The following is a 12254-nucleotide window of genomic DNA, read 5'->3' as shown; positions in this document are numbered from 1 at the left end:
AACTCTCGACAGTCCTGAGTTACTGGCTGCATTAGCTTCGGGATCCGTTGAGTTGCACTCAGCAGCTAATGGCTTCTTCAAGTGGCCTGGGATCCACCTCGGGCAACAAGCGCCAATTCCACCTGATTTTCTTGGGGCTGCCCCAGTTGCACCTCCACATCTCGGCCAAAGAAGCCTTGCATTTTTTTCTGGTAGCTTTCCTGCCATTGTTGGAAGGGAACCTTGGGGGAATCGAACAGAAGCACCAAGGTATACCGGCCATCTCGCAGCTCTTCTCTGTACCCTCTCACCTTGGGCAGATCTGCTTCCAGAGGGCCGCGCAGACCCAGAAACTCCAGGGCATCTTCCAGGTGGGCATTAGCCCCGTAGCTATATTTGGTGATATCGGCGCGGACTTGCTTTTGAATTTCCGTGGCCTGCTGGGCGCGGGCTTGGATCACCTCGAGAGAAGGGGCGGCCAGGGCAGGTACCGGCTTGAGTTCCACTACCTTCATGGTCACCCCTCCCAACAGCAAGGGGATCCCGGCAAACAGGCCAATGAGATTGAGGGTGGGATCGTTGTAGTGGGCAAAGCCCCAAGCCGTGGCGGCAACGCCGGCCAGCAACACGAGAGTGCTCAGGGGGAAGGGCAGTTTTTCAAACATACAGGAGAGGAAGAAAGGCCACCTGAAAACCCAGGCTAGCAGGAAAAGCGCCAGCGGTGGACTTAGCCTCCATTGGGATGGATAATCACAAAATGCCCACCTGGTGTGTTGAGGAGTGGTCTGTGGTTCTGTCCAATCTGTCCAAAACCTCTCGTTGCTTGCGCTCGCTGGATCGCAAAGCCCAGGAGCGAGCACCTCTATTTGAGGCCATCCGCCACTATTGCAGCTTGGATAAGGCTCCTTTTCACACGCCAGGCCACAAACAGGGACGTGGGATCCCTGCCGACTTGCGGACCTTTTTGGGAGAGAACGTCTTCCGGGCGGATCTGACCGAGTTGCCAGAGGTGGACAACCTCCACGATCCCGATGGCGTGATCCGAGAGGCCCAGGAGCTGGCGGCAGCAGCTTATGGAGCGGATCGCAGTTGGTTTTTGGTCAACGGTTCCACCTGTGGCGTGGAAACACTGGTGATGGCGGTGTGCGATCCGGGAGACAAGATCCTCTTGCCGCGCAACTGCCACAAATCCGCCATTGCCGGGGTGATCCTCTCTGGGGCGGTGCCGGCCTATATCGAGCCGGATTTTGACCCGGAGCTGGGCATTGCCCACGGGATTACCCCAGCCGGTTTGGAGGGGGCCTTGGCGGAGCATCCCGATGCCAAAGGCGTTTTGGTAGTCAGCCCCACCTACTACGGGGTTTGCTGCGACCTGGAATCTCTGGCAGCCATCGCCCATGCCCACGGCCTGCCGCTATTGGTGGACGAGGCCCACGGGCCCCATTTTGGGTTTCATTCGGAATTGCCCATCTCGGCCCTGGAAGCCGGAGCCGATCTGGTGGTGCAGTCCACCCACAAGGTGATCTCCGGCATGACGCAAGCCTCGCTGCTCCACCTGCAGGGATCCCGTATCGACCCCAACCGGGTGCGCAACGTTCTGCAACTGCTGCAATCGACCAGTCCCAGCTATGTGCTGATGATGTCGCTGGATGTGGCGCGGCGGCAGATGGCACTGGAGGGAGAAGCCCTGCTGGGCCAAGCCTTGGCTTTGGCAGATCAAGCCCGCGCCCGTCTCAACCGCATCCCCGGCTTGCGCTGTTTTGGCCCAGAGCGTATCGGCTCCACCCCTGGTTTTTTCGATTTCGACCGCACCCGTCTCACGGTAACGGTGACAGAGCTGGGGTTGTTCGGCTTCGATGCTCACGACTGGGTTAACGATCACTTCCACGTGCAGCCGGAGATGTCCACCCTGCACAATGTGGTCTTCATTGTCAGCATCGGCAATACCCAGCGAGACATTGACCGCCTGGTGGAAAGTTTCGCCGCCCTGTCGCAACATTTTCAGGGATCCCGCCCATCCAGAGCGGCAATGGAAAAAATGCAGCGGCTGGCACAACTGCCCCGTCCTTGCTTGCCACCACAACGGCTATCACCCCGGGAGGCTTTTTTTGCTCCCATTCAGCGGGTGCCTTTCCAAGAAGCAGTGGGCCATATCTGCGCCGAGATCATCTCCCCCTATCCACCTGGGATCCCGATTTTGGTGCCGGGAGAAGAGGTGACTCAAGAGGCGGTGAACTATCTGCTGTTGGTGCATGAGGCAGGCGGCTTTATCAACGGCCCAGAGGATGTGCGCCTACAAACCCTGAAGGTGGTCAAAGCAACGGCCTAGTCCTCTCCAGCAGGTTTATGGACGGGTTTTTGCCGTTTGCGCCGGGGGGAGCAGCGGTAGGGAGTTTGCCGGAGTGCCGGGGCGGCGGGCTACCTTCACCCGATCCACCCGTGGCCCCTCCATGCGCACCACCTGAAACTCCATCTCTTGGTAGGTGAACTTTTCCCCAGCACGTGGGATCTTCTGCATGTGGTAGATCAAAAAGCCCCCTAGCGTTTGGTAATCCTCGTGCAGAGGCAGGTTGAGGCCACAGCGCTCGTTGATCTCTTCAATATCTAGCTGAGCCTGAATGAGCAGGGTATTTTCGTCGAGTTCTTGAATGTCCGGCTCCTTGGTGTTGGGATCCGGGCCATCGGAGAGCTTGCCGACAATCTCCTCCACCAAGTCTTGAATGGTGATCAGGCCCGCCGTGCCGCCAAACTCATCCACCACCACCACCATCGGCCAGTGGTGCTGCCTCATTTCGGGCAACAGTTCGGCAATCGGCTTGTTCTCCGGCTCAAAGTGGGCCTCGCGGATAAAAGGCGTGATGGGGCTGTGGAGGTCGATGGATCCCTTGGCCAACTGGCCGATCAACTCCTTAACGTGGATCAGCCCGCGGATGTCATCCAAAGACTCGCCGTAGACCGGGTAACGGGAGTGTCCTGATTCGGCCACCTCGGCCAGCACCTCTTGCACCGTTGCAGTTTCCGGCACCGCGTCGATGCTGGTACGCGGGATCATCACCTCGCTGGCCACCGTCTCGCCAAACTCGAAGATGTTGCTCAACAGCTCTCGCTCTTCCGCCTCGATGTTGCCCGACTCCACCGAGGAAGCGATCAACAGTTGCAGCTCCTCCACCGTCATGGTGCTGTAAAAGGAAGTGGCCTCGGGGATGCGGACGCCCAAGATGCGCAGCACACAGCGGGAGGAGAAGCGGAGCAGCTCGACAAAAGGATGCAAGAAGCGGCTTACCAAGCGGTTGAGCCAGGCCAGTTTGAGCGCAATCGGCTCCGAATAGAGGATGGCCAGAGTCTTGGGGATCAGCTCCCCCACCACAATCTGCAAGTAGGTAAGCAGCGAAAACACCAACACCACTGCCACCCCTCGAATAAGGGCCGGATCCACACCCTGAAACCAGTCCAAGCGGCTCAAGGCCAAAAACAGCGTGGGCGAAACTTGGGTGGCTCCAATCCAGCCCAGCAATACACTGGCCAGAGTAATGCCCAACTGGGTGGTGGAGAGGGCATATTCCAGTTGTTCCTGGGCTTTTTGCACAAGAGCTGCCTGCCGGTTCCCTTCGCTGGCCAACTGCACTATCCGGGAGCGCCGCGCCGATACCAAGGAAAACTCGACTGCGACAAAGAAAGCGTTGATGACCAGAAGACCGATGACCCAAAGGAGACTAAGCGACGCATCTCCCCACGAAAGCTCAGTGTTGGGGAAAGTAGCCGCCGAGGCTAAAGGGGGGTCGTCCATCAGGGGGAGCAGCAAGACGGATAGACAGCATTCTAGCTCAGCCTGACCCCGCCACCTGTCCCTAGCCAGCTGTCGAACCGGCTTCAGCCATCAGGCAGCTACCGTGTAGACGCTTTCCCCATGCCCAAAAGGAAAGGGATCCCTGACCTTTGCACAACCCAGCTTTCGCAGTTCTCAAGGTCGCTACTTTTTCATCAAGCAGTAACAGCTACAACCTTTTCCGGCAACGCTCACCCCCGCCTATGCAGAGGGCATCTCCTGGGTGCTAGTCGTCGATATCGACAATATTGCCGGTAGTGGCGTCGATCTTAACTTCAATATCGTTGGTAAATTTCACTTCCCAAACTAGGCGTCTATCTTCGCGCTCCAACTCAACTTCTTTGATCACAGCATTGGGAACAGCAGATCGAGCGATCCGAATAGCTTCCTTAATGGGGATACCCAGAGCAAAAGATTGGGCAAAAGCAGCCCTCCGGCTCCCACCCGTCGACAGCATCGGGCTAGCGGGGGACAAAATGCCAAGCAAAAGTAAGGCAGCAATCGAAAGTTTTGCAGGCTTTATTTACAGCTGCTTGAGCAACCACCTCCTTACCCTACCACCCTGAGACCAAAGAAGCCTTGCCACAAGGAGCATTGCTGCCTTCACAAGGAGTTCACCCCCTTTGCGTCATAGGGTGTAGCTGCTCGGCCCCTCTTCAGCTACGAACTGTTTGCTTCTCCAATCCAACCCTCTCGGAAACTGACTGGCTAAACAACGCTGCTGCGGGGGAGGAATACCTGATACATTCACGCTGAACTCTCCTGAACATGGTTCAGGAAAGAAGCGATCGCATCCTGCCTATCTCTGTTCGCGTCAGCGGGACGGAGTCCAAGCAGGAAGGCGGTATCCCGCAAAGCCCTGAGGAATACCCCCCGAGCGCTTTCCCCCTTCACTTCCCGGCAACCGTTGCGGTGGACTCAAGGATCAGGGGGAAACTTGGTCTACTATATCCCTCTCAATGACTTTTGCCAAACCGCCTAAAGCTCAGTAAATTCAGCAAAGTTCAGGGTTTTGGGGGTTAGAGGCATGCTCTACGCCTATCCCGCGTGCTGCTACTACAGGCAGGGAAGTCATGCTGACGTTGGAGCTCCCGGCACTGCACGAATCGGTGATAATATTCCTACCTCTCATTCCTACCCCGGTGGGTGCCGACCATGCCAGATTTTCTGCCCTACGCCTACTTTCAGGGCCAGATTGTCCCTTTTGCCGAGGCGAAGATCTCCATTGCCACCCATGCTCTGCACTACGGGACAGCGGCGTTTGGCGGCTTGCGCGGGATCCCAGACCCGCAAAACCCGGATCAAGTTCTGGTGTTCCGTCTGGATCGCCATTGCCGACGACTGAGTCAAAGCGCCCGCCTGCTCTGTTTTGATCTCCCTGCTGAACGGATTGAGCAGGTGATCGTCGAGCTGATCCGAAAAAACCGTCCCTCCACGTCTTTCTACATCCGCCCCTTGGTGTACACCTCCGACCTAGGCATCTCGCCGCGGCTGCACAACATTGAGAAAGACTTTTTCGTGTACGGCTTGGAACTGGGGGACTACCTCTCGCCAGAGGGAGTCAGTTGCCGCATCAGCTCTTGGGCCCGGCAAGAGGATCGCAGCCTACCATTGCGGGGCAAGATCACCGGCGCCTACATCACTTCCTCTTTGGCCAAAACCGAGGCGGCGCAGGCTGGCTATGACGAGGCCATTTTGATGAACTCCCAGGGCAAAGTGAGCGAAGCCTCGGGCATGAACATCTTCATCGTGCGCAATGGCGTGCTGATTACCCCCAGCTTCGACCAAGATATCTTGGAAGGGATCACCCGCGACAGTGTCCTCACCCTGGCCCGTGATCTGGGGATCCCTACCCAAGAACGGCCTGTCGATAAGTCGGAGCTGTTGATTGCCGATGAAGCTTTCCTGACTGGCACTGCTGCCAAGATTACGCCCATCCGCCAGATCGAGCAGTACGTCCTGCCCCCCTCCCGCCCCATCACCGAGCAGTTGCGGCAAAAGCTAACGGCAATCACCGAAAATCGGGATCCCGTCTATGCCCATTGGGTGAAGGTGATCCCTCTGAAAGAAAGCTAGTCCCTAGTCGAGGGGAGAAGCGTCATTATTAAACTGAGCACTCTAGATGGGTAGAGGGGGATCCCTTGCACGAAATTTCCATTACCTGGGCCGACTACCACCGCAAAATCGAGGAGTTGGCCGTCAAAGTCTACGAAAGCGGGTGGGAATTTAACCAAATCGTCTGTATTGCCAAGGGGGGGCTGCGCATTGGCGATACCTTGGCCCGTCTTTTCGACCTGCCCCTGGCTATTCTCTCAGCCTCTTCCTACTCTGGGCCTGGTAACCGCCAGCGGGGGCAACTGACCTTCTCGCGGGATCTAGCCATGACCACCGCCAACCTGGGCAGCCACGTGCTATTGGTGGACGATCTGGCAGACTCTGGCATGACCCTAAAGCGCTCTGTCCACTGGCTCAAGCACCACTATGGCTTCTACGTGGAGGAGATCCGCACCGGCGTACTGTGGTACAAGGCCGCCTCCGTCTATCAACCCGACTACTATGTGGACTATTTGCCGGATAACCCTTGGATCCACCAGCCCTTTGAGCCCTACGAGCAGATGACGCCCCAGCAGCTGATGCAGTTGCTACGCTCTTCCGGTTAGTTGAATTTGCTCAAATTGGCTTGCTCGCGGCGCCTGCAGTGTCTAACGTCAGTTGGACTTCTTGGCATGAGCTGTCTACTTACGATTGCCCACCCCCACTGCAAGCTCTGTTCCCCAGAAAAGTTGAATGACTTGCTCATACAACAGAAACCACCCAGCCCTGGAAAGCTCCTTGCTCAACACAAGCAAAAGAGCAAAATTCGGATCCAACTTTCTAAACCGATATCATGTCTGCAACTTTTTCCAGATCCAAGGGATGAATTGCAATGATGTTTAGAGCAGAAACTGGGTATTGCTGAGGTCTGACCATAGTTAGCTTATTCAGGAAACGATTGTACGTATAAAACTCATAGCCTAAAGGCTCCAGTATTTTAGCTGTAGCAGTTCCGGTAACCTTGGAGACATGTTCGTTCTCGAAAATAACGATAGGGTGGCCGGCGGCAAGTAATTCTAGCCCACCGGAGACAACCTGCTCTTCTGCACCTTCTGCATCAATCTTGATGAGATCAATCTGGGGTTCACCTCTCGAGCGCCAGACAGAGTTCAGAGTAATGAGATTTACAACCTTTCCATCATTCGATACTTGTTCCGGCCTTTGCTTTGAATCGCCGATAGAGTTGAATACACTAGCTCTTTCCTCTTGTAACTGAACAGTGCCTTCATGATCCCCAGCGGCGGCTTCTATGAGGAAGACAACATCCTCTAGGGAGCTGGCACTTATTGTCTTTCGCATACACTGAAGACAAGAAGCCGTGGGCTCAATTGCGATTACACTACCCGTAGGGCCTACCCGATGTGCAGCAAGGAAAGTGTATACCCCAACATTTGCCCCTACGTCGATTACATTCATCCCTTGTCTTAAAAAGTGCTTGCAGAAGCTAATCTCATCCTCAAACCATTCTCCTTGAGCAAGTAAGACGCGGGTGACGATACTTGAAAACGAAGGTTCGAGGAATAACTTGCAATTTTCGTAGTCAAAGTAAAGATCGGGCTGCGCAGGGGAAGAAGCTGTTTTCACTTGAGGTACAACCTCCCACATTGCAATTTGCTTGACCAGACTTGCTTGTTGATGGGTTGGGTCAAGGCCAAGTATGTGGTTGACTGGTATTAGCCCTTCTATCTTTTTCTGCGAGAGAAGCTCAATCGCTACCGCCAGAGCTGCTTGTCTATCATCTGGGTTTATCGAATAAGCTAGGTTCCAAAATCGCATGGCTTCTGGGCTGTACACGACCCCAACGTGAGCAGCCATCCACTTGGCTAGATAGTATAGGTAACTGTATTTTGTATAAGCACCCGGATCCGCAGAACCTTCGCTTTCAACCCAGATAGGAACATCTGTCAACTGAGAAGGTTGCATACTTTGTGCTTCCGTGCATAGAAATTCTAGGAGAGCGTAGGCATCTTCAAAAGCGCGAGAGCGATCGCCCAATACCAATAGGGCATGGATTCGGTTTAGCCAACACGGAACATGATAGGGATCCCTTGCCAAGCCCCTTCGCCACAAAGACAGCGCTTCTTCCCAAGCGGATTGGTGCGTTGAAACCGAAGCATCAGCACTTAGGGATCGAATGAGCTGGATCCCAGCTTGATTCCATTCATCTGGAGTTGAGTACAAGTCGTTGGGGTGAAACGTATAAGTTTCGTGGGATTTACCTTCTAGAATATGGAAGAAGGCAGCTTCCATGCTGCGAGCATGTTCTCTTGGATCCCAAATCACCGACCAACGGCGAGAATCCTTGATTTGCCTTTTGATCCGATTAATCCACTCCGGATCATTGCCCAGTTGGATCCCGCGTTGGATAAACTCTTCCACCGACCAAGTGATGCAATCTTCAAGGCCTACATTTTTCAGCAAGCTATAGCTCATTCGACCATAGTAATGGCGACCTACCAAGGTGAGAACTGGCACGCCCATGTAGAGGGCTTCCATAGTGTGGGTTGCGCCTGTGTAGGGAAAGGTATCTAAGACCAGATCCACCAAAGCCAGTTGGCCGCGATGCTCTTCTACAGTGCCGGTTTTGGCTAGAAATCGGACGCGATCCAAAACATCTAATTCTTTGGCTCTTTCCTGATAGCGCCTGATAACCGTGGCAATTTCCCCCGAGCCTTTGACGATCAAGATCCCCTTGGGAACAGCTTTCAGGATTTGCAGATGGGCATCAATACATTCGGGGGTACGCTTGTAAGCACTGGCCGCAGTTAGGAAAACAATATCTTGCGGGCCTATTCTCAGCTTGTTTTTGAAATTCACCTCATCTGCAGGAGTAATGTCCAGATACTCAACAGCACAGTAGCTAGGCAAGCGGATAATTTTTTCATGGTAATCGGCCTGTGCATCTTCAGGAAGGATATAGGGATCGGCGAAAAAGTAATCAAATTCTGGCAAACCGACAGCATCTCCGCCAAGCCAACCAATTTGGATAGGAGCGGCCCGCAAAGCTGCTACGATGCTGGCATCGTGACTGGTAAGGGAGTCCATAAAAACCATGATATCGATGCGATCCTCACGCGCTTGAGCAGCTACTTGAGGCGGATTGGTTTCTCCTGGAAAAAAGCGAAAATGGAGATTTTCGTGAGAGCGAAACTTTTGATACATATTGTCATGACTGGCCATATCTTCATTTTTCCACCCCTGGTAGTAGTAGTAGTAGACAACGTCCAGAAGATCGCGAGATAGGTTCCTGAGAGTAGCCTCACTGAGAAAGCCAACCGAATGTCGCTGAAAGCAGTTACCCAGAAAGCCTACTCGCAACTTGCGCTCAGCTCTACCGGATCTGCAGTAATCTTGCTGGTTTCTCTGCCAATACTCTGACCAGAGGAAGTCTCGCTGAGAAGCCATTAAGCTTAGGCAATCGTTAAAGATTCTACCACCAATCTGCTGGTAACGACGAATCAGAGAGCGATCATCAGTTAGATAGCTCCAGCAAAAGCAAACTCGAAACAGAATGACTTTAGCAATCGTTAGACTCTCGAGTAGATTTTCATCGTTAATTCTTAGTGATCCTAAGTCGGCTTCCCTCGATAAAATTAAGTCTATAATTTTCTGGATAACAAGGTTTATCCGTTCTGGCTGGGCAGCATGGATCAACTTTTCCAGCGATTCTGATAGAAGGGATAGACGAAGAGTAAAGTTCTCTTGCACCTGTGAGCTCTCGGCCGCCGTGATGAGAGCTTCTCCTAAAATGGAATAGCCATCGCTAGTAGAGTTTTGAAAAAGAGCGCAAGCTGCTTTTTGAAAGAAATCGCCGATCAAGTCCTCTATGATCCATAGCCCTTTGTAGCGATTGGCTTGCTCGGGATCCACAGCATGAGCCAGCTGGGCTAGCAAAGCAGCAAATCCGGATTTCTGGTCCTCCAAAAGACGAGCTTGTAAAGCTGTGGCCACCTCAAAAAACAAATCCAGGTAGCCGTCATCCCATAGCCGAGTGAGAAGTTGAGTCAGGAGGGGCTCCTGGGTGATGTCTAGGGTCTGCTCTTCTCCCAAACTGGCCAATTGCTCCGCCAAAGCCTGCCCATAAAAGCCAACTGCCAGCTCATCCTGAGCTTGCAGGGTCCGCATCAGCAAAACTTGGGTGTTGTCCCGCCGGCTTGGATCCAGCTCAAAGGCCATCTCCCGCAGCTTTAGACAAGCCTGAAGACGCTGCTGTGGATCCTGCGTGGGGCTATTTTCTAGACGACTTGCGAGGGATAGTAACAAATCCAAGACTTTCTCCTGGGACAGGATCCCTGTTCTCACCAGAGGCGTGTAGAGCTGGTAAGCAAGGCTCAGCTGGCCAGCAGCCAAAGCCTGCTCCAGCGCCGATAGGGTAATTGCCTCTGGCTCAGAGGGGAAGGCTGGCTCATTGGCCAATGAAGATGGAGAGAGGTCAAAGAAACCCCACAGGAACTCCCGCCAATCCTTTGCGCCTTGCTCTCGGTAAAAAGCAACCAACCACTCCGCAAAGGCATCGGGAGACTGCTGAAACAGTTGCTTGGCTTCCAGGATCCGGGCTTGCAGCGTAGGGTTCATAGGTTGAAGGAAGAGTGCTAGTCTTAGTCTGCCATGCTGAGGCCGGCTCAGCTAAACCACTGACCTGTGTCAGGCTCATCTGGCAAAAATCCGCAATTGCGCCAGGGAGCAGGCTGTTATGAATCGCCCTTGAGCGGGGTAAGTTAGCACTAGCAGGTGAGCTGCACAGTTAACTCTCTAGTTTGCTAAAGGATCTGGTACTCATGAGTGCAAAGTCTCGTCAGTCTCTGTTGCGGGCCAAACTGGCTCAGCAAATTCTCTCCAAAGCCAAGGGCTTCACCCTGATTGAGCTGTTGGTGGTGATTGTAATTGTGGGTGTGCTGTCTGCAGTGGCAATCCCGCAGTTCTTAAACCAAGTGCGCCGCTCCCGTACAGCCGAAGCTCAAGCGGCTCTCACTGAAGTAGGCCGTGCCTCTGAAGTCTACCGACTCGACTTCGGCGTCTATCCTGACAAGTATGTTAGGATCAAGTACGCTGGAGACTATACTGACAAGTACATGAACGATCCGTGGAGGGCTCCCAACTACCAAGATCCAGTGCCTACTGAACGTTCGACCACTGCTCCTCACGCACTAAGGTGGGACACAACATCCAACGGTGCTCCATACATCACCAGGTCTGGCAGCAAAATTCAATGCACCATTGGGCTGGGAGCGCAGGAGGCAGCTGTGACTTCTCTGGATACCTTCGTTGGTAAGAGCTGTAACGTCTTTCAATAATTTCTCTTTTCACTTCAAGTACTCCATGGCTCCCTATAGGGAGCCTTTTTCTTACCCTGACTAGTCTCGCACTGGAGAGCGGATAAGAGCTCAGACTAAACCGGTGAGGTAGAGAGAGATGACAGTAGCTGGGAAGGGTAGCAAATGCGTGTGAGAATGCCGTTTTCCATGAGGCTTTGACTGGCTTCAGGATTGTTGTAAAGTATAAACTCCTGATAGAGAGCTTCCATGCGAGTTCTATCTCCCGAGCAGTAAGCATCCCGTGAGGTTAAGTGAAAAGGCACCCGAATAGGATTAGACTTGGAGCGCCACCAGTAGTCGGGAAAGTTTCCCGGTTGGGCGTATTTTTTATAGTAGTTCTGGAATCCGCAGTTCAAGTAGTGCAAAATAGAGGGAGACGACGTTACTAGAGTATGATCCCCTGGAATATCAAAGCTATGTACGCTGTTAGGCAGAAGAGAGGGATAGATCCGAGCTGCTGACTTTCCATTCTGGTAAGCCAAAAAGTATTGACTCTTACTAGAGATCTTCTGAAACTGGGTATAGAATCCGGGATCCAAAATAGCAGGATTTCTCTTAAATAAAGTGACCTCGCGGAAGTAGTCTTCGATCTCAAACGCTTCGGGAGCTGCTTCGTGGTTTAGAAACGTAACTTGAAATATGTCGTCGCTTACTCGATCAAACCAATTTGGAGCCGTTGTCTGGCCAGGATAAAAAAGCTCGTCTCCGTCAATATGAAGAATCCAGTCCATGCCCTGATCCAGGGCAAGTTGTATAGCAGTTTCTACGTTAAGGATCTGACGAGCCATGACCTCATAGCCAACATGAGGGCCATATTTTGGATAGAGAACATTCCCCAATGCTTGTTGGACTTGCAAAGCTTCATCGTTGGGAATAGCCGTTACATCGGAAAACTGAAGTGCCACCTGAATAGCGGGATCCTCTAGATCGTCAAAGAAGATATAAATATGGGCAATTCCAAGGGCAAGGTGATAGCGAATGAACGACTCCAAGCACACGCCTGGATCCCGAACAGTGGTAATTATGCAAACTCTGGCCAT

At 53.2% G+C, this 12254-nt stretch carries 9 protein-coding genes; 4 read left to right on the top strand and 5 right to left on the bottom strand.

Translation table 11 applies throughout. The features are described 5' to 3' along the window. Positions 1–77: 77 nt before the first annotated feature. Positions 78–644 carry a DUF2854 domain-containing protein gene (locus CYB_RS02290; protein ID WP_011432137.1) on the bottom strand — a complete coding sequence of 189 codons (567 nt, stop codon included), beginning with the start codon at positions 642–644 and terminating at the stop codon, positions 78–80. 122 nt (positions 645–766) lie between these two features. On the opposite strand from CYB_RS02290, the gene CYB_RS02285 reads away from it, so the two are divergent. Continuing rightward, positions 767–2308 carry an aminotransferase class I/II-fold pyridoxal phosphate-dependent enzyme gene (locus tag CYB_RS02285; RefSeq protein ID WP_011432136.1) on the top strand — a complete coding sequence of 514 codons (1542 nt, stop codon included), beginning with the start codon at positions 767–769 and terminating at the stop codon, positions 2306–2308. 15 nt (positions 2309–2323) lie between these two features. On the opposite strand, the gene CYB_RS02280 is transcribed toward CYB_RS02285, so the two are convergent. Together CYB_RS02280 and CYB_RS02275 are read right to left on the bottom strand one after the other, a co-directional pair. After that, complete coding sequence (locus CYB_RS02280) at positions 2324–3766, bottom strand: hemolysin family protein (protein ID WP_011432135.1); 1443 nt, start codon at positions 3764–3766, stop codon at positions 2324–2326. Positions 3767–4031: 265 nt separating this feature from the next. Further along, positions 4032–4292: a PepSY domain-containing protein gene (locus tag CYB_RS02275; RefSeq protein WP_011432134.1), complete on the bottom strand. Its 261-nt coding sequence runs from the start codon at positions 4290–4292 to the stop codon at positions 4032–4034. A gap of 668 nt (positions 4293–4960) precedes the next feature. Here CYB_RS02275 and CYB_RS02270 point away from each other — a divergent pair. Both CYB_RS02270 and CYB_RS02265 read left to right on the top strand, forming a co-directional pair. Then, positions 4961–5881, top strand: a complete 921-nt coding sequence (locus tag CYB_RS02270) for a branched-chain amino acid transaminase (RefSeq protein WP_011432133.1) — start codon at positions 4961–4963, stop codon at positions 5879–5881. Between the two features lie 65 nt (positions 5882–5946). Continuing rightward, positions 5947–6465 (top strand): phosphoribosyltransferase, encoded by a 519-nt coding sequence (locus tag CYB_RS02265; RefSeq protein WP_011432132.1) that lies wholly within the window; start codon positions 5947–5949, stop codon positions 6463–6465. A gap of 214 nt (positions 6466–6679) precedes the next feature. On the opposite strand, the gene CYB_RS02260 is transcribed toward CYB_RS02265, so the two are convergent. Further along, positions 6680–10396 (bottom strand): FkbM family methyltransferase, encoded by a 3717-nt coding sequence (locus CYB_RS02260; protein WP_187147260.1) that lies wholly within the window; start codon positions 10394–10396, stop codon positions 6680–6682. Positions 10397–10677: 281 nt separating this feature from the next. Between CYB_RS02260 and CYB_RS14025 the strand changes: the two genes are divergently transcribed. Next, positions 10678–11193 (top strand): type IV pilin protein, encoded by a 516-nt coding sequence (locus CYB_RS14025; RefSeq protein WP_011432129.1) that lies wholly within the window; start codon positions 10678–10680, stop codon positions 11191–11193. 95 nt (positions 11194–11288) lie between these two features. Here the strand turns inward: CYB_RS14025 and CYB_RS02250 are convergent, their stop codons facing one another. Then, complete coding sequence (locus CYB_RS02250) at positions 11289–12254, bottom strand: glycosyltransferase family 2 protein (protein WP_041436172.1); 966 nt, start codon at positions 12252–12254, stop codon at positions 11289–11291.

The organism is Synechococcus sp. JA-2-3B'a(2-13) (assembly GCF_000013225.1).
In the GTDB taxonomy this organism is placed as follows: Bacteria; Cyanobacteriota; Cyanobacteriia; order Thermostichales; family Thermostichaceae; genus Thermostichus.
Note: the sequence above shows the minus strand (reverse complement) of the source record. Positions and strands in the feature narration are given on the sequence as shown.

Excerpts from the sequence above, each read along its gene's own strand:
- CYB_RS02290 (WP_011432137.1), bottom strand. The coding sequence starts at position 644 with ATGTTTGAAAAACTGCCCTTCCCCCTGAGCACTCTCGTGTTGCTGGCC.
- CYB_RS02280 (WP_011432135.1), bottom strand. The coding sequence starts at position 3,766 with ATGGACGACCCCCCTTTAGCCTCGGCGGCTACTTTCCCCAACACTGAG.
- CYB_RS02270 (WP_011432133.1), top strand. The coding sequence starts at position 4,961 with ATGCCAGATTTTCTGCCCTACGCCTACTTTCAGGGCCAGATTGTCCCT.
- CYB_RS14025 (WP_011432129.1), top strand. The coding sequence starts at position 10,678 with ATGAGTGCAAAGTCTCGTCAGTCTCTGTTGCGGGCCAAACTGGCTCAG.
- CYB_RS02250 (WP_041436172.1), bottom strand. The coding sequence starts at position 12,254 with ATGGCCAGAGTTTGCATAATTACCACTGTTCGGGATCCAGGCGTGTGC.